The 22,652-nt window shown below is 73.0% G+C and carries 17 protein-coding genes; 11 read left to right on the top strand and 6 right to left on the bottom strand.

Annotated elements, in window-relative coordinates; all coding sequences use genetic code 11:
* Nucleotides 1-54: 54 nt before the first annotated feature.
* Nucleotides 55-1,179 carry a hypothetical protein gene (locus tag K8612_RS14195; protein WP_223762634.1) on the top strand — a complete coding sequence of 375 codons (1,125 nt, stop codon included), beginning with the start codon at nucleotides 55-57 and terminating at the stop codon, nucleotides 1,177-1,179.
* Here K8612_RS14195 and K8612_RS14190 read toward each other — a convergent pair.
* On the bottom strand, nucleotides 1,163-2,212 hold the full coding sequence (locus tag K8612_RS14190) for a GNAT family N-acetyltransferase (protein WP_223762633.1): 1,050 nt from the start codon (nucleotides 2,210-2,212) through the stop codon (nucleotides 1,163-1,165). The two genes, K8612_RS14195 and K8612_RS14190, sit on opposite strands and share 17 nt — an antisense overlap.
* A gap of 238 nt (nucleotides 2,213-2,450) precedes the next feature.
* Nucleotides 2,451-3,452 (bottom strand): endonuclease/exonuclease/phosphatase family protein, encoded by a 1,002-nt coding sequence (locus tag K8612_RS14185; RefSeq protein WP_223762632.1) that lies wholly within the window; start codon nucleotides 3,450-3,452, stop codon nucleotides 2,451-2,453.
* A gap of 369 nt (nucleotides 3,453-3,821) precedes the next feature.
* Between K8612_RS14185 and K8612_RS14180 the strand changes: the two genes are divergently transcribed.
* Nucleotides 3,822-5,375: a DUF4153 domain-containing protein gene (locus K8612_RS14180; RefSeq protein WP_223762631.1), complete on the top strand. Its 1,554-nt coding sequence runs from the start codon at nucleotides 3,822-3,824 to the stop codon at nucleotides 5,373-5,375.
* A gap of 25 nt (nucleotides 5,376-5,400) precedes the next feature.
* Entirely contained in the window at nucleotides 5,401-6,285 is an 885-nt protein-coding gene (locus K8612_RS14175) for a DMT family transporter (RefSeq protein WP_223762630.1), read from the top strand.
* A gap of 19 nt (nucleotides 6,286-6,304) precedes the next feature.
* Here the strand turns inward: K8612_RS14175 and K8612_RS14170 are convergent, their stop codons facing one another.
* Both K8612_RS14170 and K8612_RS14165 read right to left on the bottom strand, forming a co-directional pair.
* The gene (locus K8612_RS14170; RefSeq protein WP_223762629.1) at nucleotides 6,305-7,495 is read right to left on the bottom strand and encodes a cysteine desulfurase-like protein; all 1,191 of its coding nucleotides are present in this window, start codon (nucleotides 7,493-7,495) and stop codon (nucleotides 6,305-6,307) included.
* Between the two features lie 37 nt (nucleotides 7,496-7,532).
* A complete protein-coding gene (locus tag K8612_RS14165) occupies nucleotides 7,533-8,147 on the bottom strand; it encodes a CAP domain-containing protein (protein WP_223762628.1) in 615 nt (204 codons plus the stop codon).
* A 182-nt stretch (nucleotides 8,148-8,329) separates the two neighbouring features.
* On the opposite strand from K8612_RS14165, the gene K8612_RS14160 reads away from it, so the two are divergent.
* From K8612_RS14160 to K8612_RS14145, 4 genes are all read left to right on the top strand, one after another.
* Nucleotides 8,330-8,782, top strand: coding sequence for a putative toxin-antitoxin system toxin component, PIN family (locus K8612_RS14160; RefSeq protein ID WP_223742901.1), 453 nt, complete (start codon nucleotides 8,330-8,332; stop codon nucleotides 8,780-8,782).
* Between the two features lie 85 nt (nucleotides 8,783-8,867).
* Nucleotides 8,868-10,268 carry a LysM peptidoglycan-binding domain-containing protein gene (locus tag K8612_RS14155; protein ID WP_223762627.1) on the top strand — a complete coding sequence of 467 codons (1,401 nt, stop codon included), beginning with the start codon at nucleotides 8,868-8,870 and terminating at the stop codon, nucleotides 10,266-10,268.
* Between the two features lie 15 nt (nucleotides 10,269-10,283).
* On the top strand, nucleotides 10,284-10,997 hold the full coding sequence (gene deoD / locus K8612_RS14150) for a purine-nucleoside phosphorylase (protein ID WP_223762626.1): 714 nt from the start codon (nucleotides 10,284-10,286) through the stop codon (nucleotides 10,995-10,997).
* A gap of 12 nt (nucleotides 10,998-11,009) precedes the next feature.
* Nucleotides 11,010-11,900, top strand: coding sequence for an alpha-ketoglutarate-dependent dioxygenase AlkB (locus K8612_RS14145; protein WP_223742904.1), 891 nt, complete (start codon nucleotides 11,010-11,012; stop codon nucleotides 11,898-11,900).
* A 188-nt stretch (nucleotides 11,901-12,088) separates the two neighbouring features.
* Here K8612_RS14145 and K8612_RS14140 read toward each other — a convergent pair whose 3' ends face one another.
* Nucleotides 12,089-14,329, bottom strand: a complete 2,241-nt coding sequence (locus K8612_RS14140; protein WP_223762625.1) for an RIO1 family regulatory kinase/ATPase — start codon at nucleotides 14,327-14,329, stop codon at nucleotides 12,089-12,091.
* Nucleotides 14,330-14,625: 296 nt separating this feature from the next.
* Between K8612_RS14140 and K8612_RS14135 the strand changes: the two genes are divergently transcribed.
* Both K8612_RS14135 and K8612_RS14130 read left to right on the top strand, forming a co-directional pair.
* Nucleotides 14,626-15,363, top strand: coding sequence for a murein L,D-transpeptidase family protein (locus K8612_RS14135; RefSeq protein ID WP_223742906.1), 738 nt, complete (start codon nucleotides 14,626-14,628; stop codon nucleotides 15,361-15,363).
* A 69-nt stretch (nucleotides 15,364-15,432) separates the two neighbouring features.
* On the top strand, nucleotides 15,433-16,932 hold the full coding sequence (locus K8612_RS14130; RefSeq protein WP_306799650.1) for an amidase: 1,500 nt from the start codon (nucleotides 15,433-15,435) through the stop codon (nucleotides 16,930-16,932).
* A 1-nt stretch (nucleotide 16,933) separates the two neighbouring features.
* Here the strand turns inward: K8612_RS14130 and K8612_RS14120 are convergent, their stop codons facing one another.
* Nucleotides 16,934-18,301, bottom strand: a complete 1,368-nt coding sequence (locus K8612_RS14120; protein WP_223762624.1) for a hypothetical protein — start codon at nucleotides 18,299-18,301, stop codon at nucleotides 16,934-16,936.
* A gap of 213 nt (nucleotides 18,302-18,514) precedes the next feature.
* Here K8612_RS14120 and K8612_RS14115 point away from each other — a divergent pair, with 213 nt between their 5' ends.
* Nucleotides 18,515-21,643 carry a tetratricopeptide repeat protein gene (locus tag K8612_RS14115; protein ID WP_223762623.1) on the top strand — a complete coding sequence of 1,043 codons (3,129 nt, stop codon included), beginning with the start codon at nucleotides 18,515-18,517 and terminating at the stop codon, nucleotides 21,641-21,643.
* A 68-nt stretch (nucleotides 21,644-21,711) separates the two neighbouring features.
* Nucleotides 21,712-22,578 (top strand): NAD-dependent protein deacetylase, encoded by an 867-nt coding sequence (locus K8612_RS14110; RefSeq protein ID WP_223742910.1) that lies wholly within the window; start codon nucleotides 21,712-21,714, stop codon nucleotides 22,576-22,578.
* Nucleotides 22,579-22,652 lie beyond the last annotated feature (74 nt).

The raw sequence follows: 22,652 nt of genomic DNA, 5'->3' as shown, positions 1-22,652 counted from the left end.
GGGCCATGCCCCGGGCTGCTCGGCGGGCCGCATGTTCGTGATATCCGTGCGCGCGTGTCCCGCACGCGCCTGCTGGCCCTCCTCGTCGCACTCGCCGCCGTCGTGGTCGCCGCCTGGCAACGCTCCCGGGCGGTGGAGCGGCTGGGCCAGGACTTCGACGAGGCGGTCTACCTGCCCATCGCCTTCACCTATGCCGGGATGATGGACGAAGGGCGCTGGGGCGACATCGGCAAGGTCCGGGAGAACTTCGAGCACCCGCCGCTGGTGAAGCTGCTCTTCGCCGAAGCCGTGCGCGTCTCGGGCGCTCCGGAGCCGGACTGGCGGGACGTCCCCATGGGCCGGCCCATCCCGGACGCCGCGCGCCCCGCGTTCAACGTGACGCGAGGCCTGTCCGCGGTGGCCGGGGTGCTCCAGGTGGGGCTCGTCGCCCTCGTGGATCCGCTGGGCGCGCTCCTGCTCGCGTGGGACCCGTACCACACGAAGTACACGTCGCAGGCCTACCTGGAGGCGGTGCCGGGGCTGCTCGCGGTGCTCGCGCTGCTCGCGTTCGAGCGCGCCCGGCGGATGGGCTTCGCGCCGGGATGGACGGCGGTGTCCGGCGCGCTGCTGGGGCTCGCGGCGGCGGGGAAGTATCCGTATGGCCTGGTGGGCGGACTCACGTTCCTGCCCTTCCTGGTGGCGGGCGCGCGCACGCGGTGGCGTCCGTGGGCCGCCATCGTCGTGTCCACGGCGGCGGTGTTCATCCTGGTGAACCCGGCCCTGTGGGCGTCTCCGTTCGCGTCGCTGTGGGAGTCCATCACCTTCCACTGGGGCTACTCCCACAACGAGCACGTGCGCCGCGCCGGCCTGCCCTGGTACCAGCCGCTGGTGTTCCTCACGGACACATGGCTGTCCGCGTCCGACCCGGGCATCTATCTCACGCACTTCAACGCGTGGGCGCTGCTGGCGCTGGCGGTGCTGGGCCTGCCCCGGACGTGGCGCGAGCGGCCCGTGTGGGCGGTGGCCGCCGTCGTGGGCCTGGTGTTCCTGCTGCTGTGGAACACCAAGTGGCCGCAGTACCTGCTGCTCGTCATCCCCGCGCTGTGCGTCTGCGCGGGCCGGGGCGCGCGGACCCTGGCCCACGGCGCCGTGTGGCTGGTGCGCAGGGTCCAGGGCTCGCGCGTCAGCGCAGGTGCGTGAAGACGCACGGGTCCGCGGGCAGGTCCAGGTCGCAGACGGGCATCAGGCACGTCACCTTCGCGCGGCGGGGCAGCGGCACCCAGCCCGAGCGCAACAACAGACAGGCCGTGGTGCCGGGCCCGCGCAGCATGCCCGCGAAGGCCACGCCCCGGCGCTCCATGTCCTGCATGGCCACCTGGAGCAGCCGCTGCCGGTCCTCGGCGGACACGGAGGCGTGGAAGGCCATCAGGTCCACGACCTCCGCGGTGAGCTCGCCCACGCCCGTCATCAACAGGCTGTGTGAGCTCACCAGCCCGCGCACCTCGCCGTCCTGCTCCAGCACGAAGGTCCGGGGCACGTCGCGGTACTGGAGCTGGGCCGCCAGTTGCTCGGTCGTGTACGTGTAGCCCAGCGTCACCGGGCGCAGCATGTCGTGGACCAGCGCCGTGCAGCCGCCCAGGTCCGCCGCCTGGTAGGGGCGGATGCCCTGGCGGTCCGCCTCCCGGAAGCGGTGCCGCAGCAGGGGATGCGCCAGCGTGAACAGCCTCCGCTCGTTGTCCGTGAAGGACCAGCGGGCGAGCGTTCGTGCATCAAAGGCATACATCCACATCCCCAGGCCTCCGAAGAGGCGCGTGTTCCACGCGTGCCGCCAGAAGCCCGGCGGGCGGGGCTCCGTGGTCGTGAAGCCCAGGGTGATGCGCGCGGCCCGGTCCTGGTGTCTGCGGAGCAGCTCGCGCGCGAGCTTCGCGCCAATGCCCTGTCCCCGATGGGAGTTCGTGACGGTGGCCCGCACGCCGTAGCTGCCGTCCACCTCCATGCGTCCCAGGCGCAACCTCGCGGGCTCCGCGAAGAGGGTGCCCACCAGCGTCTTCCCCTCGTACGCCGCCAGCAGGTAGTCGCGCGGCGCCTGCCCGTCGCGGAACAGGCGCCAGTCGCAGAAGCGCTTGTCCCAGACGGGGAGCGGGGCCGTCTTGCCGTAGGTGGATTGCCAGACGCGGTTGAGGAACCAGGACGCCTCGGAGGCGTCACCTTCGAAGGTGCGCACCTCAATCATGGCCTGCCCTCCAGGACGGGATGCCGGAGCGCCCGGGGATGGCGTGCCGCATGCGCCATGCGATTGCTGTTCATGGCAAGGAAGGTAGGGAGGGGGGGCGGGCTGGAAACCGGCCGCCGGGCATGGCTCCTCCCTGGCTGTCATTGCCGCGTCAATGCCAGCCCTTCCGCGTGCGGTGGTCCACAGGCACCGCGCTGACAGGGCGGGGGAGTGTGCGGGGTTCGCCGTCCCGCGCGCTTCAGTGCGGGGTGAGGGCGAAGTCCGCGTACACCGCGCCGTGGTCGGAGCCGCCGTAGCCGCCCGTGGGCTCGCGGGCCACACGGAAGGAGCCCGGCACGTACACGCCGCCCCCGTCGGGCGCGAGGTAGAGGTGGTCGATGGCCTGGCCCCTGCCGGAGTAGAAGTACGTCCAGGTCTCGCTGTCCGGCCGGTCCCTGGCGACGCGCAACAGCGCCTGGTCCAGGGCGTTGATGGGCTCCGAGCCGGGGACGTCGTTGAGGTCTCCGCCGAGCACGATCATCGCGCCGGGGAACTCCTTCGCGGATTCGAGGAGGATGTCCCGCGAGGCCGTGGCCTCCGCCAGGCGGCGGCCCGGATCATCGTCCACCTTGGAGCGGAAGTGCGCCGCGAAGGCGATGACCCGCGTGCCGTCCACGTCCAGGTGGACCTCGAGCAGGTCGCGCGAGAAGCGTGTGGCGGAGCCATCGGGCCGGTAGATGTATTGGTTCCGGTGGCTGCGCACTTCGAGGATGGGGTGGACGGAGAGGACGGCCACGTCCACGGACGCCTTGGTGTACGTCTCCCCGAGCTTCGAATAGGGGAAGCGCGGGACCTTCCGCAGCAGCCCGTCCAGCGAGTTCTGCGTTTCGACCTCTTCCAGCATCACGATGTCCGCGTTGAGCGCGTTGATGGCCTGGCCGAGCCGGGTCACCTGTGCCTCGAACTCCGCGTCGGTGGGCAGCTCCTCGTAGTTGGAGCCGCCGCACGCGCCCGTGTCGCAGACGGTGTCGAAGAGGCGGTGCACGTTGAACGCCGCGATGCGCACGCGGGTGCCGGCCGGGTCCACCGGCGTTCCGCTGTCGGGCTGCGGGCAGTTGCCCTGGACGCAGGCGCCCGCGTCTGGAACCGGCAGGGACTGGGAGGACGGTCCGTCACAGCCCGCGACGGTGAGCACCAGGCCCCACAGGGCGAGGGTCCAGCGGGGACGGAGGCGGAAGGGGGGCCGCGTCAGGGGTGACATCGGGGCGGCAACCTAACATCGGCCCTCCTCGGGTGCCTCGCGGACCTGACTGGAGCGTCCGACGACGCGGCGCGGCTCACCCCGCGTCCCGGGCGAGGACTCCCGGTGCCGGTGGGGCGGACACCGGGTGGTGCCCGGGTGTCGCCCGGTGCGTCACACCGGGTGCGCGACCGGAGCGGTGGCGCTTTCCGACCGTTCACGGCCGGGGGCGCGCTCCCGGCTCCGGCCCGGGCGACCGGCCACGGGAGGGCTCGCGCCGTTCGGCGTGGCTCCGCGACCGCTCGCCTCCGAGGTCCCCGGCCGTGCCCTCGGGCGTGGGCATCCTGTCGCCGTTTCCGGGTGCTGAACCGCCCGCGAGGTGCCGACGCCATGACCCCGTCCGTTCCCCTGTCCCCGCTTCCTCCTTCTCCCGCTCCCTCCGTCACGGCTCCGGCCCGGCCGCTGCTCCCGTGGGTGCGCGCCCCGCGCCGGACGCTGGCGGCGTCGCTGACGCTGGGGGTGCTCGCGGAGGTCCTGCTCGACCGGGCGCGTTGGGGCCTGGGCTTCCCGCTGCTGGTGGCGGCCCTGGTGGGCGCGCTCGCGTGGCTGGGCGGGCGTGAGGGCTGGCAGCGCGCGCGGCCCAATGCGTGGCTGCTGGCGCCGCTGGGGCTGGTCAGCGTCTTCGTGGCGGTGCGGGACAGCTCCTGGCTCCTGCCGCTCAACGTGATGACGGCGGCCGTGCTCCTGATGATGCTGGCGCACTTCTGGGCCGCGGGCCGCGTGGAGCGGCTGGGGCTCACCGACTACGTCGTCGTCTTCTTTGGCTCCGCCGCGCAGGGCCTGCTCTACCCGCCGGTGCTCGTCCGGGACGGCGTGGACGTGCGCGGGCTCAAGAGCCACTCGCGCCTGCTGTGGGCGCTGACGCGGGGCCTGCTGCTGACGCTGCCGGTGCTGCTGGTGTTCGGGCTGCTGCTGGACTCCGCGGACAGCATCTTCTCCTCCACCTTGCAGCGGCTGCTGTCGTTCGACCTGGGCCTGGAGCTCCTGGTGGGGCGCGGCATGGGCGTGGCGTTCGGCGCGAGCGTCGCCGCGGGCGTGCTGGGACATGCGCTGCGCCGCCGCGCCACGAAGGAGCTGGGAGACGCGGAGGTGGCGCCGGCCACGCCGCGCCTGGGGCTCATCGAGGCGCTCACGCTCATCTTCGCCGTGAACGCGCTGTTCTTCGTCTTCGCGGCCTTCCAGGTGGCGTACCTGTTCGTCGGCGACGCGTCGTCGCCCGCGGCCGGCTACACCTTCGCGGAGTACGCGCGGCGCGGCTTCTTCGAGCTGGTGATCGTCGCCTCGCTGACGCTGGTGCTGGTGATGGCCCTGACGCGCTGGACGCGGCGCGAGACGCGCGTGGCGCAGACCGTCTTCCGCGCGAGCACGTCGTTGATGGTGGTGCTGACGCTGATCATCCTCGCGTCCGCGATGCGGCGCCTGTCGCTGTACGAGGACGCGTTCGGCTACACGCTGCTGCGCGTGCACACGCACGTCTTCATGGTGGCGCTGGGCGCGGCGCTGGCCTGGCGCGCGGTGACGCTGTGGTGGAAGCCGGAGCGCTTCGCGGTGGGGGCCTTCGCCACGGCGCTGGGCTCGGTGCTGGTGCTCAACTTCCTCAACCCGGAGGCCTTCATCGTCCGCCACAACCTGGAGCGGTACGCGCGCACCGGTTCGTTGGACACCGAAATGTTCTACGACCTGTCCGCGGACGCCGTGCCCGGGCTGGTCCAGGCCGAAGCCACCCTCGCGGAGCAGTACCCGGGGCCGCTGGCGACCGTCCTGAAGGAGCACCTGGAGCGGCTGGAGCAGCGGGACACGGTCCCGGAGTGGAATCTCTCCCGCTTCCTCGCCCGCCGTGCGCTGCTGCGGACGGGGGCGTGGAGTGCGCCCGTGAATCCGTGAGGCACCCTGGCTAGATTCCGGCGCCATGAGTGAAGTCGCCGGACGCCGTGTCCCCGCCTTGCCCCCCATCCCCGCGGTCCTCATCGCCGTGGTGAGCGTGCAGGGGGGCGCCGCGCTCGCGAAGGGGCTCTTCCCGGTCCTGGGCTCGGTGGGGGCCGCGGGCCTGCGGCTGGTGCTGGCGTCGGTGATGCTGCTGGCGTTCTTCCGTCCGCCGCTCCTGCGCTACACGCGGGCGCAGTGGGCGGCCGTCGTGCCGTATGGCGTGGCGCTGGGCGTGATGAACCTCACGTACTACCTGGCCATCGCGCGCATCCCGCTGGGGCTCGCGGTGACGCTGGAGTTCGTGGGGCCCTTCGTGCTGGCGGTGGTGGGTTCGCGCAAGGCCTTGGACTTCGTGTGGGTGCTCTTCGCTGCGACGGGCATCGTGTTGATTACGCCCTGGACGGCGAAGCCCGGCGCGTTGGATCCGCTGGGCGTGGTGCTGGCGCTGACGGCGGGCGCGTGCTGGGCGCTCTACATCCTGGCGGGGGGAAGGCTGTCGCGCCGCGTGCCGGAAGGGCAGGGCGTGGCGGCGGGCATGGTGGTGGCCATGCTGACGGTGCTGCCGTTCATGCTGCGCGAGGGCCACCTGGAGCGGCTGACGCCGGGCCTCTTCGCCGCGGGAGTGGGCGTGGCGCTCCTGTCCAGCGCGCTGCCGTACACGCTGGAGATGCTGGCCCTGGGACAGCTCTCCAGCCGCACCTTCGGCATCCTGATGAGCCTGGAGCCCGGGGTGGCCACGCTGGTGGGGTGGTTGTTCCTGCGCGAGCAGCTCACGCCCATGCAATGGCTGGCGGTCGCGCTGGTGAGCGTGGCGTCCGCGGGGGCGACGCTGACGGCGAAGCAGCCTCCTCCTCCCGTGGAGGCGTGAGGGGCACGGCCCTCCGGCATCAGGGCAGTGAGTCCAGCGCCGCGAGCAGCCGGCCCACGTCCTCCGCCGTGTTGTAGTGGAGCAACGATGCGCGCACCGCGCCGTCGGGCATGAGCCCCAGCGCCTCCGCCGCCATCGTCGCGTAGTAGTGCCCCGCCGCGACGCCCACGCCCTGCTCCGCCAGGTGCTCCGCCACGGCGCGCGGCGACAGGCCCGTCACGTTGAAACAGAACGTGGCCACGCGCCCGGCGGATGTCTTCGGCCCATACAACTGCACTCGCGGATGCCGGGACAGTTGCTCCAGCGCGGCCTCCAGCAGCGGCTGCTCCAGTTGCGCGATGCGCTGGAAGGCCCGCGTCAATCCCTCTCGCCCCGGCTGGCCGCCGCCCAGCACTTCACGCAGGTAGCGCAGCGAACCCAGCCACCCGGCCCAGCCTTCGTGGTTCGCCGTGCCCGGCTCGAACTTCTGCGGGCCGTCATCCGGCATGAACCACAGCTTGTCCGCCGGCAACCCCGCCAGCAGCTCGCGCCGCACGAACAGACAGCCCAGGTGCGGACCGAAGACCTTGTACGGCGAGAACACCGCGAAGTCCGCGCCCCACGCGCGCACGTCCGGCAGGTGATGCGGACTGGAGTGCACAGCGTCGACGAACAGCCGCGCGCCCACGCCGTGCGCCACCTCCGCCGCCGCGGCCACGTCCGGCGTCGCGCCCACCGAGTTCGCCGCCGCGGACACCGCCACCAGCCGCGTGCGCGGCGTGACGAGCTTGCGCAACTCGGAGGCCTCCAGCCGGCCCTCCGGCCAGCTCGCGCGCCAGGTCGTCACCTTCACGCCCTGCGCCTCCAGCGCGCGCCACGGGGCCGCGTTGGATTCGTGCTCCAACTCGGAGATGACCACCTCGTCGCCCGGCTTGAAGAGGCGTGAGACGGCCCGGCCCACCTGGAACGTGAGCGCGGTGGCGCTGGGCCCGAGCATGACTTCATCGGGCCGGCAGTTCAGGAACTCCGCCGTCTCCTCGCGCGCCCGGGCCTTGAGCGCCGTGGCCACGCGGGAGGCGGGGTAGGGCTGGCCCACGTTGCAGCTCCCACCCGAGAGGAATTGATGGATGGCGTCGATGCAGTGCGTGGGCACCTGCGCCCCCGCCGCGTTGTCCAGGTAGCTGAAGCCAGACCGCAGGGCGGGGAAGTGCTCGGCGAAGGGGGAGGGCATGGGCCGCGGAGCATAGCCCTCCGCCCTTCCCCGGGAACTACGGCGTGCCGAAGTCCTGCGTCCAGTACGCGCGGTACGTGCTGGAGGGCGCGTTGAAGTAGCCGATGCCCGTCTCCTTCAGCGCCCCGTCCATGATGTTGTTGCAGTGCCCGGTGCTGGCCATCCAGCCGTCCACCACCGCCTGCGCGGTGCCGTAGCCCGCGGCGATGTTCTCCGCCGCCCTGCGGTAGCTGTAGCCCGCGGACGTCATCCGCTGCCACGGCGTGGAGCCATTGGAGCCCGTGTGGCTGAAGAAGTTGTTCGTCCCCATGTCCTTGGAGTGCTTGCGCGCCGCACAGCGAAGCTTGTCATTGTTCGTGAGCGCGCCCACCGCCGGCTTCGCCACGCCGCCACAGGTGGCACCCGCCGCGCGCCGCTGGTTGATGAGCGTGAGCACGTCGTTCTCCAACTGCACCCAGGCCGGGTCCCACGTCGTCACGTCGTCGCAGTACGCGGCGCTCGCGCTCAGGTCGTTGCCAGCGGCCTCCGTCTGGGCCGGCGGCACGACGACGCCTTCCCCCTGCTGCGTGGGCGACTCCTCGCCTCCACAGCCTCCCAGCAGGGCAGCGGCGCTCAACAACGTCAGACACAGCGAACGGGCGGAGGGCTTCATGGACAGACCTTTCACCGGCGGGGGCCAGTCAGGGGGAGGGGTTCAGCGAGATGCATTCTTGTCGGTGATTCCTGGTTTCCGCCATGGACCCGCCGTGCATTGTGATTGACGCGGGAAGGGGCAGGGTTGTGTCGGCGGTGTTGGTGACGGAAAGTTCCTTCACCGTGAAGACGCCTTCCGCTGTGCCTGCCGTTCGTTCCGTGGTGCTGGACACCAACGTGGTGCTGGACGTGTTCGTCTTTGATGACGTCTTCACGCGGCCGTTGGCGCAGGCGCTGCGTTCGGGCTCGCTGACGGCGTGGGCGGACCGGCACACGCTGAAGGAGCTGGCGCTGGTGCTCGCCTATCCCTGGTTCAAGCTGACGGCGGACGCGCAGCGGGCGGTGCGCGACGCGTACGGCGCGCTCGTGCGCGTGGCGGACGGTGAGGGCTCACCGGTGGAGCTGCCGCCGTGCCGGGACCGGGATGATCAGAAGTTCCTGGAGCTGACGGCCCGCGCGGGCGCCGCGTGGCTGGTGAGCAAGGACCAGCGCGTGCTGTCGATGGGCGGCGGACGGCGCCTGCCCTTCGAGGTGCTCTCGCCTCGCCGTGCCTCGCAGGTGCTCGAGGCGGAAGGCGTGGCACGGAGCGGTTGAAGCAGGCAGGCAGGGGTGCGCACGCGCAGTCAAAATCGCGCTCCGCGCTTGGTGACCCGGGCATCTCGGGCCATCCTGCGGCCCGGTGCGTTCCTCACTCCTGATCCTCCTGTTCTGCGCCGGCTGCGCCGCGCGTGTCGTCACCCCCGTCCCGCCTCCGGCACCGGCCCCGGTCCAGGCCTCGGCCGCGACGCCTCCCGTGGAGACGCCGGCCCAGACGCCGCCCGCGCCGGCTCCGGCCGCGGCCGAGCCCCAGGCCACGCCCGCCGTGAGCGCGTCCGGTGCCCCCGTCGCGATGCCTTCCCCGGCGGAGGTCGCCGCCGTCGTCACCGACGCCGCCGTGCGGGAGAACCCCTGCCCCGTGGACGCGGAGGAAGAGGAGGACGAGGCCTCCGCGGCCACCGACGACGAAGGCGTGAGCGAGGAGGGCGAGATGCAGGCGCCGCTCGCGCCCGCCGCGCCCGCGGGGCCGCTGTACACGGCGGACCTGTCCGACGAGGCGCTCACCGAGGCGTGGAAGAAGGACCCGGCCACGCTGGGCTCCATGTCCATTGGCTTCGTGGAGAGCGGCCGGCAGCTCAACAGCGTGCGCGTGCCGGATGACAAGGATTGGCTGGTGGTGTCGCCGGACATCGCCTACGGCACGCAGGAGACGGTGGACTACGTGGTCGCCGCCATCCGCGCGGTGCGCGCGCAGTACCCGAACGTGCCCCCGCTGCGCGTCAACCGCCTGTCCACCAAGGACGGCGGCTACCTGCGCCCGCACAAGAGCCACCAGAACGGCCGTGACGTGGACTTCGGCTTCTACTACCCGACCGCGGAGCCGGTGCGCGAGCGCGAGCGGGAGCGCTACATCGACGTGGCCATGAACTGGGCGCTGGTCCGCTCGCTGGTGGTGAACACCGACGTGCAGATGATCCTCGTGGACAAGCGCGTGATGAAGGTCCTGTACGACTACGCGCTGTCCATTGGCGAGGACAAGGTCTGGCTGGATTCGCTGTTCAACGCGGGCTTCAACTCACTCATCAAGCACGCGCGCCGGCACCGCGACCACTTCCACGTGCGCTTCTTCAACGGCCGCGCGCAGGAGCTGGGCCGCCGGGTGGCGCCGCTGCTGGCGCTCCAGCCGGACCAGAACCTGATGATGTACAAGGTGCGCAACGGGGACACGCTGGGCGGCATCGCGTTGCGTCACAACTCCAGCGTGGTGGCCATCAAGAAGGCCAACCGGATGCGCAACACGTTCCTGAGCATTGGCCGGCGGCTGGTGATTCCGCTCAAGGGGCCGTGCACGCACTGCCCCATCCCCCCGCCGGTGCAGTTGCCCCCGCGCCGGCTGCCCCCCCAGGCGCAGGCCCCCGCTTTGGTGAACACGACGCCCGCGGCTTCGGGCAAGCTGCCCAACCCGTGCACTCCCGCCGCGCCGGCACCGACGCCGGTGGCCGTTCCCACGGGTGTTCCCTCCGGTCTGTCGACCGGGCGCTGAAAGGCTTCTGCTTCCATGGCAACTCCGCACATCTCCGCGTCTCCCGGTGACTTCGCTGAAGTGATCCTCATGCCGGGCGACCCCCTCCGGGCGCGCTACATCTCCGAGCGCTTCCTGGAGAACGCGCGCTCCGTCACGGCGGTGCGCAACATGCTGGGCTTCACCGGCACCTTCCGGGGCAAGCGACTGTCGGTGATGGGGCACGGCATGGGCGTGCCGTCCATCTCCATCTACGCGACGGAGCTGGTGAAGAGCTACGGCGCGAAGGTGCTCATCCGCGTGGGCAGTTGCGGCGCGCTGCGCACGGACGTGAAGCTGCGCGACGTCATCGTGGCGATGGGCGCGGGCACGGACTCCAACGTGAACCGCATGCGCGTGATGGGGCACGACTTCCCGGCGGTGGCGGACTTCACGCTGGCCCGGCGCGCGGTGGAGGCGGCGGAGAAGCGCGGCAAGCCGGTGCGCGTGGGCAACGTCTTCACCTCGGACCTCTTCTACCACCCGCAGGAAGCGCTCAACGCGACGCTGGAGAAGATGGGCATCCTGGCGGTGGAGATGGAGATCGCCGGCCTGTACGGCGTGGCCGCGGAGTTCGGCGCGCGGGCGCTGTCGCTGCTCACCGTGTCGGACCACATCCGCACCGGCGAGCACCTGTCGCCGGAGGACCGTCAGACGACGTTCGACGAGATGATCGAACTGGCGTTGGACGTGGCCGCCTCCGAGGCGTGAGGACCTGAGCGCATGGCCTTGCCTCCCCGCAGGGGCCCGGGTTCCCCGCTGGCGCGCAAGGCCGCGCAGCGCACGCCGGGCCACCACTACAACGCGAGCTTCCTGAACTCGGCGGACCGCGCGGAGATATTGGCGTGGCTGGGCACGCTGCACCCGCTGTGGGAGGAGCGCTATTCGAAGCACTTCCCACCGCCGGAGGGGCAGCAGCAGCGCCGGTTGCTCAGGCCGGTGTACTGGCTGGGCAACTGGCAGTTCGCGTGCCTGGACTACTACCGGCCGCCGAAGGGCGTGCGGAACCGCTGCGTGAAGGCGGAGCCGTTCCCGGCGGTGCTGCAGCGGCAGATCGAGAAGGTGGAGGCGCTGGCGCGGCGGATGTTCCGGGGGCCGGACATGCCGCAGGGCTGGCACCTCAACACGTGCCTGGTGAACTTCTACGGCAGCCGGTTGGAGGACGGGCGCTGGGTGGACACCGCGCGCGTGGGCGAGCACAAGGACTTCGAGCCGGGGCCGGTGGCGTCGCTGTCACTGGGGGAGCGTGCGCTCATCCAGTTCGTCACGTCCACTCGGCCCGGCGAGCGGGACGCGGTGGTGCTGGAGCAGTGGCTGGATGACGGGGCGTTGCAGCTCTTTGGCGGGGCGCAGTGGAAGGAGCAGACGTTCCACCGGGTGCAGCGGGTGGACACGCGCGCGGGGCACGTGATGCCGCCGGAGCTGCCGGACTTCCGCACGCGGCGCATCAATCTGACGTTCCGCTATGTGCCGGACGCGCACGTGACGCCATTCGCGGCGCTGAGTCCGGAGGCCCGCGAGGACGTGCGGCCGTACATGGAGACGCTCGCGAAGGGCAGCCGGTTCTTCCGCGAGGAGCTGGCGCGCGAACCGCAGCCGGTGAAGGCGGAGTAGGGCGCGGTCTTCCAAACCGGTCCGACAGTCGGACCGGTCTCCGCTGCCCGGCAAGTGCACGAAGCCGCGAATCACGGAGGGTGCAGGGGCGACCTCGCGGACCTCCAAACCTGTCCGACAGTCGGACAGGTTTTTGTGGTGCGCCTCCGCCGGGGAGACCCGGCGGGTGCTCCTCCTGACGGAAGAGGCTAGGAGGAGCCCGTCTCGGGGTTCGAGGACGAGGCCGCGGGCGGACGGGCCACGTAGCTCACCTGGGGCGCCGAGGAGCCCCGGGACGCACGTCCAGCGCTGCGCTCCGGGCCCTGACGGGGCATCCGGGGGCCATTGTTGGGCAGGTTGCCGCGCGCCTCGCGAGGACCCCGGCCGTTCTGGCGCGGCTCGCTGTTCTGCTGCGGGACGCCGTCCTGGAAGGAGCCATTGTTGCGCGGCGGCCGGCCGTTCATGCGCGACTGTGACCCCGGACCCTCCTGGCGTGGCTCGCTGTTCTGCTGCGGACGCCCATTCGCGCGCCACTCGTTGCGCGGCGGCCGGCCGTTGCCGTTCTGCGCTTGCGACGGGCCATTCAAATCCGACTCGCCGCCATGAGGATGGCCGTTCATGCGCGCATCGCGGCCAGAGAACTGACCATTCTGGCGCGGCTGTTCATTCAGCCCTGACTCACCGCCACGGGACTGACCATTCATGCGCGGCGGCCGGCCGTTCTGCTGCGGTGCCTGCCCGTTCTCGGCGTAGGCCTGTCCGTTCATGCGAGGCGGCCGACCGTTCTGCTGCGGCGCCTGCCCGTTCTCGGCGTAGGCCTGTCCATTCATGCGAGGCGGCCGACCGTTCTGCTGTGGCGCCTGACCGCTCTCGGCGCGGGCCTGCCCGTTCAGGCGAGGAGGCCGACCGTTCTGCTGCGGCGCCTGACCATTGTCGGCGTAGGCCTGCCCGTTCGTGCGCGGCGGCCGGCCGTTCTGTTGCGGTGCCTGACCGTTCTCGCCATGCGGCTGGCCGTTCTCGCCATGCGGCTGGCCGTTCATGCGCGGCGGCCGGCCGTTGTGCTGCGACGCCTGACCGTTCTCTGCGTAGACCTGCCCGTTCGTGCGCGGCGGTCGGCCGTTGTGCTGCGGCGCCTGACCGTTGTCGCCGTTGGCCTGGCCGTTCATGCGGGCCTCGCCGTTGGGCGAGCGCGGCGGACGTCCATCCCGGCGCGGTTCGTTGCGCGGCCCGCCCTGCTGCGGACGGCCGTTCATGCGCGCATCACCCTGCGCCACCGGCGCATTCGCGCCCTGTGCCGGAGCTCCGTTGCGCGGCCCGCCCTGCTGCGGACGGCCGTTGTTGCCGTTGGGCCGGTTGTTGCCCCCTGCCTGCGGCGGACGCGCTCCCGCGTTCTGCTGGGGCCCGCCGTTGCCGGGCCTCGGCGCATTGCCGGTGCGCGGCGGCGGCTTGCCTCCAAACCCACCCCGCCGACGCCCATCCCTGGGGCTCTGCGTCACGATGGGCCGCCCGCGCTCGCCGCCACCCTGGCGCAGCACCAGCGCCTCCAGCGCGCGCAGCTCCGCCTCCTCCGCGCTCAGCCCCTCCTCCACCTCCACCACGGGCGCCGGAGCCGGACGGAGCTCGTTGCGCCGGGCGTCCTCCTGCTGCAGGAACCGCTCCTGCCGGGACTGACGGCCCGCGCCTCCCTGCCGGCGCGGCGCCTCGCGGAACGCGCCCGACGGCACGAACTCCGGCGTCAGCTCGCGCCGCACGTACGCGTTCCAGATTTCGCCCGTGTCACCCGCGCGGCCCGCCAGCCGGGTCGAAAAGCCCTCCAGGTACTGCCGCACGTTGTCCAGGTCGCGGCGGAAATAGAACTCCGCCTGGCTGTTGCGCGCCGCCGCCACCGTCTGCGGGAAGTCGATGATGGTCGGCCCGGACCCGCTCATCAGGATGTTGTAGGGCGACAGGTCCCCGTGAATCAGGTCCGCGCACAGGGTGCGAACCACCTGGGCCCGCAGGTCCAGGTAGAGCGCCTCGGCCTCCTCGGGCGTCTGGGGCGGGGCCTCCACGAGCCGGGGCGCGGGCTGGCCTTCCGCGTCCAGCACCAGCTCCATCAGGAGGATGCCCTCGTAGAACATCACCGGGGTGGGCACGCGCACGCCCTGTGCGTGCAGCTTGTAGAGCGAGTCCGCTTCCGCGTTCTTCCACGCCTCTTCCGCGGCGGCCTGCCCGAAGCGGCTGCCCTTCTCCATGGCGCGGCGCGTGCGCGAGTTGCGCACCTCGCGGCCTTCCTTGTAGCCGGAGTTGTTGCGGAAGTTGCGCTCGTGGCGCTCCTTGTACAGCTTCGCTGCGACGACCTGGCCGGCGTGCTGGACGAGCCACACCTCCGCCTCCTTCCCCGTCTTCAGCTGGCCGATGACGGCGTCGATGATGCCGTCGGCGAGGAGGGTCTCGAGGGAGTCATTCATTCTTAGGCAAAAGGCCGGAACGGCACGGGGCGGGGAGCTTCAGTCGATGCGCACACCGGCGGCCCCTGCTCGCCATGATGCGCGTTGGAGATGAGAACACCGGGCCACCCCTGGTTTCCATCGCCGTTACGCTGAACGTCATCCAGAAAGCCCACGAACCGCTTGCTAGCAGCTTGGGAAGCAGGGAGCCAGGGGTGCCCCCGTGCCAGGAGCCTGTTCTCCGCCCACCCCTGCCCAGGGACCGGATTGACGTCCGCCAGCGTCCAACCGGCTTTGACCCGAGGTGCATTCCGCCCATGAAGAACCTGCTCGCCTGGGGTGTCCTGCTGGCCTCGCTGTGCGCTCACGCGGAGGACCGGGTCGCGGGGGCCCGCCAGCGCCAGACGGCCGGCCTGGTCCGGACGTTCCAGGCGGCGGGGCTGGCCTGGCCCCCGGAGGAACTCTACCTGCGGGCCTTCAAGGTGGAGCGCGAGCTGGAGGTCTGGGCGGGCAGGCCGGGCCGGCCGCTGGTGAAGGTGCGCACCTACCCCATCTGCGCGGCCTCGGGCGACGTGGGCCCCAAGCGCGCCCAGGGCGACCTCCAGGTCCCGGAGGGCTTCTACACGGTGGACCTCTTCAACCCGAAGAGCGCGTACCACCTGTCCCTGCGGGTGAGCTACCCGAACGCCCTGGACCGCGAGCTGGGCGCCGCGAAGCCCGGGGGCGACATCTACATCCACGGCGACTGCGTGAGCATCGGCTGCCTGGCCATCGAGGACGGCCCCATCGAGGAGCTGTACGTGATGGTGTCCGAGGCCCGCGCGCGCATGGGCCGCGACGTGCCGGTGCACCTCTTCCCGCGCCGGCTGGACGCGGCGGGGCTCGCGGCGCTGGAGGCCCTCTCCGGCGTCACCGACGCGCGCAAGGCCTTCTGGCGCGGCCTGGAGCCGGGCTACCGCCTCTTCGAGGAGTCCCGGCGTCCGCCCCGGGTGAAGGTGGACGCCTCCCGGTCCGCCTACGTGGTGACGCCCGCCCCCCAGGCCCGGGCGCGCTGAGGAGCTGGTAGAACCGGGGGCCTGGGAGGGCCGCGCCGCCGGGGCCGCCCTCTGGGGGAGTGCAGGCCCATGGGTTCATCCGTCCCGCTTCAGGAGTCCGCGACCGCCGGGGGCGCGCGAGCGCTCGTGTCCCTCACGACGACGGAGCTGGCCGCCGCCCTGCGCGAGCGCCACGTCACCGCCGTGGAGGTGCTGGACGCCTTCCTCGCCCGCGCGCGAGCGCACAACCCCGCGCTCAACGCCGTCGTGACGTGGGACGAGGCCCGGGCCCGGAGCCGGGCGGAGGCGGCGGACGCGGCGCTCGCCCGGGGGGAGCTGTGGGGGCCGCTGCACGGCGTGCCCTTCACGGTGAAGGACGCGTTCAGCACCGAGGGCCTGCTCACGACGTCCGCCCACCCGGACTTCGCGCGGTACGTGCCCGCGCGGGACGCGACCGTGGTGGCCCGGCTCAAGGCGGCGGGGGCCATCCTCTTCGGCAAGACGAACCTGCCGCCGTTCGCGGCGGACTTCCAGACGCACGGGCCGCTCTGGGGCCGCACGAACAACCCGCATGACCTGGACCGCACGCCGGGCGGCTCCAGCGGTGGGGCCGCGGCGGCGGTGGCGGCGGGGCTCACCCCGTTCGAGGTGGGCAGCGACATTGGCGGCTCCATCCGCCAGCCGGCGCACTACTGCGGCATCGTGGGCATCAAGCCCACGGAGCACCGCGTCTCCTCCATGGGCCACATCCCGGACCCGCCGGACGGGCCCCGCCACGTGCGCCACATGGCGTGCGCGGGGCCGCTGGCGCGCTCGGTGGCGGACGTGCGGCTCATCCTGTCGCTCATCGAAGGCGCGGATCCGCGCGCCCCGGAGGTGCCGCCCGTCCCGCCGCTGGGGGCCGCGAAGCCCCGGACGCTCCAGGGCCTGCGGCTGGCGTGGACGGACACGCTGGGGCCCTTCCAGGCGGACCGCGAGACGCGGGAGCTGTTCCAGCGCTTCACCGCCGCCGCCCGCGCGCAAGGCGTCGTGGTGGAGCAGGCCGTGCCCGAGGGGCAGGACTTCACGGACCTGGTGGAGGTGTGGGGGCTGATGGAGGGCGGCGAGGTGGGCGCGCCCCTGCCGCCGCCCGTGCGCGAGGCCTTCCAGCGGCAGTTCCTCCCCTTCGAGCGAGACCTCCTGGCGCAGGCCATCATGCAGGGCACGCGCATGGACATGGCGGGCTACGGCGCGGCGCTCAGCCGGCGGGACGCGCACATCACCCGGCTGGAGGACTTCCTGTCCGGCTGGGACGCGTGGCTCGTGCCGGTGGCGATGACGGCCGCGCCGCCGCACACGCCGTTCGGGGCGCCGGTGGAGGTGGACGGGGCGCCTCGCGACTACCTGGAGGCCTTCGGCGGGTTCACCTGCCTGTTCAACGCGACGGGGAGCCCCGTGGTGGTGTTCCCGCTGGGGCGCACGGCGGCGGGCCTGCCGGTGGGGGTGCAGTTGGTGGGGCGGCGGTGGACGGACGGGACCCTGCTCGACGTGGCGGAGGCGCTCCTGCCCCTGGGCGGAGGCGTGCGGTGGCCCGCGGCGTTCACGCCCTGAGTCAGTAGACGCGCAGCAGGCGCGAGCGGCATTCGAAGTGCGGGTTGCGCACGTCGATGACGTAGACCTCGCCGGTGGTCTCGTCGAAGTTGCCGGCGAGGAGCCCCGCGGCGGCCAGGGCGGCGAGGTAGACGTTGTCCGTGCCCTTCTTCATCTCGCTGACCTTGCGCACGTAGACGACGCGGCCCTCCACGGCCCACACGCTGCGGATGCCGTCCGTGTGCACGCCCATCGCGTCCGTCGGCGGCGCCGCGGCCTTCCCCAGCGCGGGCGGGACGGACTGGAGCACGTAGTCGTCGTAGGCGCGGTTGCCGCTGCGGCTGATGAGCTTCACCTCGCGCAGCAGGCCGTCCGGGCCCTGGAGCAGCTCCAGCGTGACGGTGAGCTTCATCGTGCTGACGCCGTGGGCGAAGTCCTGGAGCTCCTCGCCCGCCTGGGAGAGGCCGCGCAGGCGGTCGTAGCCGGGCTCGTCCCGGGCGCGCTTCGCGAGCAGCTCGCCCGGCTTGGGGGGCTTGCGGGGCCCGGGCATGCTCCCGGGGGAGCCGCTGGCGCCGAACTGCCGGGCCTTCTCCGCGTACGCGTACAGCATCTGCTTGGGGAAGCTGGGCATGTCGAAGAGGGGCGGGGCGTCCATCTGCTTCTCCAACTGCGCGCGCAGTTGGCCGAAGTAGGGATGGACGCGGCCGGTGTCCACGCGGTCGCGGGCGCGGCGCTCGTCGACGATGCCCTGCACGCGCTCCGACACGCGCGCGTGCTCCTCGGCGGTGAGGGCTTCGCGCGACAGGCTGGGGTCACCGGGGCGCAGCGTGCGGCCTCCGCCCCGGGAGTTCTCCGGCGTCGTGATGATGATCCCCGTGCTCGAGCCGGGGGAGGGGAGCAGGTTCTGGGGGAGGGGGCCCTGGGGCCGGTCCCCGCCCGGAGCGGGCACGCGGGTCGCGATGTCCAGGCGTGGGATGTCGTCCGCCTGGGCGCGCGGAGCGTCCTCGGAATGAGCGGGCTCGCGCGTCGCGACGGGAGGCGGAGGCGGCTCCGGGGGCTCGCGGGTCGCGGTCGGAGGCGGTGCCCCGGTGGGCGCGTCCTCCGCCGGGGCGCGCGGTGGGACGGCAGCCGGCGCGGACTCCGGCGGCTCGCGTGTCGCCACGGGGGGCGGTGCCGGAGGCGGGCCGCGCTTCGGCGGCTCACGCGTCGCGATGGCGGAGGGGGGCGGGGCGGGCTCCCGGACCGGAGGCGGTGAAACCGCCGGCGTGACGGAAGGGGCGGAGAGGATCTCCACCTCGACGGCCCGCTCGCGCGGCCGGGCCGTGCGTCCGGCGGCCGACGGATGCGGGTCCAGCGTCCACAACAGCCCGAAGACGAGGGCGTGCAGCACCAGCGATATCAGCCCGGCCCATCCGAGACGTCGCAACCGCCGCATGCCGGGACACTGCCCGCAAAGCACCCCCTGTCTCAACACATTGAGACGCGTGCGTTCGCGAACCGACGTCCCACCCGCCGAGCAGGCGACCCGTCAACGCATGAAACGTCCCGGGGGTGACTCGACGCCCGCCGTGACTCCTGCTGTGCTGCCCTCCACGTGCCTCCCATGCCCCTCGCCTGCCTGGACGAACCCACGTTCATGGACCTCCTGCTCGGGACGCTGCCTCCCGACAGGGCCGCGCTCGTCGACGAGCACCTGGACACGTGTCCCTCCTGCCGGCGCATGGTGTCCGAGGCGCTGAAGGTGCAACCGACCGACGACTCCGGGCCCGCCGCGCCGGAGGAGGCCGTCCTGGACAGCCAACTGGCGACGCTGGCGGTGGACCCGTGGCGCGGGAGGAAGCCGCGCCTGAGGCTGCCCACGCCGCCGCTCGCGCGCGGCACGGCGGTGGGGCGCTACCTCATCCTGGAGATGCTGGGCGTGGGCGGGATGAGCGTCGTGTACGCCGCCTATGACCCGGAGCTGGACCGCCGCGTCGCGCTCAAGCTCCTGCAGGTGGAGGCGCTGGGGCTGGGCGCGGAGGCCGGACGCACGCAGGTGCTGCGCGAGGCGCAGGCCATGGCCCGCGTCTCCCACCCGCACGTCGTCTCCGTCTTCGACGTGGGCACCTTCGGCCGGCAGGTCTTCCTGGCCATGGAGCTGGTGGACGCGCACACGCTGCGCAAGTGGGAGCACGACGGCCCGCACCCGTGGCGCCAGGTGGTGGAGCTCTTCCTCGCCGTGGCCCGGGGGCTCGCCGCCGCGCACGCGGTGGGCGTCGTGCACGGCGACGTGAAGCCGGAGAACATCCTCGTGGGCCAGGACGGCCGCGTGCGCGTCACCGACTTCGGCCTGTCGCGCATCATGTCCGGCGCCGTGGCCCCGCCCATGATGCCGGGGAGCCCCACGCACCCGCGCGCCATGGAGGGCGGCACTCCCGCGTACATGGCCCCGGAGCAGTTCCCGCCGGAGGAGCGCACCGACGCGCGCAGCGACCAGTTCGGCTTCTGCGCCGCGCTCTATGAAGGCCTCTACGGCGAGCGCCCCTTCGCGGGCAACACGGTGGAGGAGCTGTCCCAGGCGGTGCACGCGGGGCGCGTGAAGAGCGTGCCCCGGCACTCGGGCGTGCCGCAGTGGCTGCGCAAGGTGGTGGTGAAGGGCCTGTCGGTGAAGCCCGAGGACCGCCACGTGTCCATGGAGGCGCTCATCGCCGCGCTGGAGGCGGACCCCGCGGCGCGCAGGACGCGGCGGCTGCGCGTGGCGGGCGCGTCGCTGCTGCTCCTGTCCGCGGTGGGCCTCACGCACGTCCTCCACGGCCGCGATGTCACGGGCTGCGAGGGCGCCGCGCGGGCCATGGACGGCGTGTGGGACGCGCCCCGGCAGCAGGCGGTGGAGGCGGCCTTCGTCGGGACCGGGCGCCGCTTCGCGCACGACGCCTTCCGGCACGTGCGCCGGGGCCTGGACGCGTACACCGCCGCGTGGGTGACGACGCGCACGGCGGCCTGCGAGGCCACCCGCGTGCGCCACGAGCAGAGCGAGGCGGTGATGGCGCTGCGCATGCGCTGCCTGGACGCGCGGCTCGCGGACGTGGCCGCGCTCACGCAGTTGTTCACGCAGGCGGACCCGGACCTGGTGGAGCGGGCGCCCCGCGCGGTGGAGGGGCTGGCGCCGCTGGCGGGCTGCTCGGACGTGGAGGCGCTGACGTCGCGGGGCCACTCCGCTCCGGACGACCCCGCCGCCCGGGACCGCACGGTCGCGCTGCTCCAGGCGCTCGTGGACGCCAGGGCGCTGCGCGCCGCCGGCCGCTATTCGCAGGGCGTGGCGCGGGTGGAGCCGGTGGCCCAGGCCGCGCGCGCCGCGGGGGACTGGTCCGGCGCCGCGGACGCGCTGCTGCTGCTCGCGGAGTTGAAGGACGGGGCCGGGGACTACCGGGGCGCGGAGGCCACGGTGCTCCAGGCCGCGTGGAGCGCGGAGGCCGGCCGCAACGACGACGCCGCCGCCCGCGCGTGGACGCTGGCGGTGCGCGTGACGGGGGAGCGGCTGGACCACTACGCCCAGGGACAGCAGGCCGCGGAGCGCGCCAGCGCCGCGGTGGAGCGGCTGGGCGGAAGCCGGGAGCTGGCCGGCGCGCTCGCCATGAACCTGGGCCGGCTGTTGTCGCGCCAGGGCCGCTACCCGGAGGCCCACGAGCAGCTCACCCGCGCGCTGTCCTTCCTGGAGAAGCGCTTCGGCCCGGAGGCCCTGGAGGTCGCGGACGTGCGCGTGGAGCTGGGCACCGTGCGCCGCTCCCAGGGGCGCGCGGAGGAGGCCCTGGGCCTGTACGAGCGCGCCCTGGGCACCGTGCGCGGGGCGCTGGGGCCCGAGCACCCGGACGTGGCGCGCATCCGCCTGGAGCAGGCCAGCGTGCGCTGGCAGCAGGGTGACTTCGTGCAGTCGGAGCGGCTGGCCCGGGGCGCGCTGGCGCTGCTGGAGCGCTCGCTGGGGCAGGACCACCCGCAGGTGGCGGACGCGCTCAACAGCCTGGCGCTGGCGCTCCAGTACCAGGGCAAGCGCGAGGAGGCGCTGCCCCTGTACGAACGCGCGCTGCGCATCGCGGAGACGACCGAGGGGCGCGACAGCTCCACGGTGGCCATCATCGTCAACAACATCGGCACGCTGCTGGTGCACATGGGCCGGCTGGAGGAGGCCACCCAGCGCTTCGCCACGGCGCTCGGGCAGGTGGAGAAGAGCCTGGGCCCGGACCACCCCACGCTGGCGCTGGTGCTCCGGGGCATGGGCCAGACGCTCAGCTACCGCAACCAGCCGGACCAGGCCCTGCCGTACTTCGAGCGCGCCGCCGCGCTCCAGACGTCCCTGCCGGACGACGTGAACGGCGGCTGGACGGGGGCCCTGGTGGACCTGGGGCGCACGTACATGGTGCTTGGCCGTCCGCGCGAGGCGCTGGCCCCGCTGGAGAAGGCCGTCGCCGGGTGGGAGCGCGCCCGGCCCCGTCCCGCGGAGCGCCCCGCCGCGCGCTACATGCTGGCCCGCGCGCTGTGGGACGCGAAGCAGGACCCGGACCGCGCCGTCCGGCTCGCCGCCGAGGCCCGCCTGGAGGCCGGAGCGCTCCCGGACGACGAGTCCTCCGTGCCGGAGCTGCGCCAGGCGATGGACCGCTGGATTGCCCGGCTGCCCCCCGCCGCGCGCCGGGACATCAAGGCCGCCATGGCCACGCCGAAGCCCGCGGACCCCGCCAGGGACGCGCTCGTCCGGTAGGCGCCCACACCCAGGGGGGCGAAGGCCCGGGAGCGAGCGTGAGCGGGCCGCGTTATACGGAGGGTGGAATGACGCTCCTCACGGACTCCCCTGTCGCCGCCCTCCCGCCCGAGCCGGGCCTGGACGCCCTGGTCCGGCTGCTGCGCGGACGCCGCGTCGTGGTGCTCACCGGCGCTGGCTGCAGCACCGAGTCCGGCATCCCCGACTACCGCGGCCCGGAGACGCGCCACAAGGTGCGCAACCCCATCCAGCACCGCGAGTTCCTGCACCAGCCGGCGGTGCGTCAGCGCTACTGGGCGCGCAGCCTGCTGGGCTGGCCGCGCTTCACCACCGCCCGGCCCAACGACGCGCACCTCGCGTTGGCCGCGCTGGAGAAGGCGGGCGTGGTGCCCGGGCTCATCACCCAGAACGTGGACGGGCTGCACCACGCCGCGGGCAGTGAGCGCGTGCTGGAGCTGCACGGCGCGCTGTCCCGGGTGCGCTGCCTGGCGTGTGGCGCGCAGGAGCCGCGCGCGTCGCTCCAGGCGCGGATGCTGGGCCTCAACCCGGACTTCGCGCACACCGTGGTGGAGCTGCGCCCGGACGGCGACGCGGAGCTGTCCCAGGAGGCCCTGGAGGGCTTCCGCGTCCCCGCGTGCACGCGCTGTGGCGGGACGCTGAAGCCGGACGTGGTGTTCTTCGGCGACAACGTCGCGGCGCCGCTGGTGCAGGACGCGTTCGCGCTGGTGGAGGAGGGGGACGCGCTGCTGGTGGTGGGCTCGTCGCTGACGGTCTACTCCGGCTACCGCTTCGTCACCCGCGCGGCGGAGCGGCACCTGCCCATCGGCATCCTCAACATCGGGGAGAGCCGGGGCGACGGGCTCGCGGATGTGCGCGTGGAGGCGCGGGCGGGGGACGTCCTGCCCCGGCTCGCCCAGGCGCTGACCCGTCCCTGACGCTCCTCCGCCCACACCGGGCGTGCAGCCGGGCCCCGGGGCTCCGGGCGCGGCACCGAATGGGCACGCCAGGG

The organism is Corallococcus sp. AS-1-6 (assembly GCF_020037015.1).
In the GTDB taxonomy this organism is placed as follows: domain Bacteria; phylum Myxococcota; class Myxococcia; order Myxococcales; family Myxococcaceae; genus Corallococcus.
The sequence above is the reverse complement of the archived record's forward strand: the minus strand, read 5'-3'. Positions and strand labels throughout refer to the sequence as shown.

Bases quoted from the DNA above. Each gene is read 5' to 3' on its own strand.
- K8612_RS14115 (WP_223762623.1), top strand. From the start codon at position 18,515: ATGCCCCTCGCCTGCCTGGACGAACCCACGTTCATGGACCTCCTGCTC.
- K8612_RS14190 (WP_223762633.1), bottom strand. From the start codon at position 2,212: ATGATTGAGGTGCGCACCTTCGAAGGTGACGCCTCCGAGGCGTCCTGG.
- K8612_RS14130 (WP_306799650.1), top strand. From the start codon at position 15,433: ATGGGTTCATCCGTCCCGCTTCAGGAGTCCGCGACCGCCGGGGGCGCG.
- deoD (WP_223762626.1), top strand. From the start codon at position 10,284: ATGGCAACTCCGCACATCTCCGCGTCTCCCGGTGACTTCGCTGAAGTG.
- K8612_RS14135 (WP_223742906.1), top strand. From the start codon at position 14,626: ATGAAGAACCTGCTCGCCTGGGGTGTCCTGCTGGCCTCGCTGTGCGCT.
- K8612_RS14165 (WP_223762628.1), bottom strand. From the start codon at position 8,147: ATGAAGCCCTCCGCCCGTTCGCTGTGTCTGACGTTGTTGAGCGCCGCT.
- K8612_RS14145 (WP_223742904.1), top strand. From the start codon at position 11,010: ATGGCCTTGCCTCCCCGCAGGGGCCCGGGTTCCCCGCTGGCGCGCAAG.
- K8612_RS14175 (WP_223762630.1), top strand. From the start codon at position 5,401: ATGAGTGAAGTCGCCGGACGCCGTGTCCCCGCCTTGCCCCCCATCCCC.
- K8612_RS14140 (WP_223762625.1), bottom strand. From the start codon at position 14,329: ATGAATGACTCCCTCGAGACCCTCCTCGCCGACGGCATCATCGACGCC.
- K8612_RS14185 (WP_223762632.1), bottom strand. From the start codon at position 3,452: ATGTCACCCCTGACGCGGCCCCCCTTCCGCCTCCGTCCCCGCTGGACC.
- K8612_RS14110 (WP_223742910.1), top strand. From the start codon at position 21,712: ATGACGCTCCTCACGGACTCCCCTGTCGCCGCCCTCCCGCCCGAGCCG.
- K8612_RS14180 (WP_223762631.1), top strand. From the start codon at position 3,822: ATGACCCCGTCCGTTCCCCTGTCCCCGCTTCCTCCTTCTCCCGCTCCC.
- K8612_RS14170 (WP_223762629.1), bottom strand. From the start codon at position 7,495: ATGCCCTCCCCCTTCGCCGAGCACTTCCCCGCCCTGCGGTCTGGCTTC.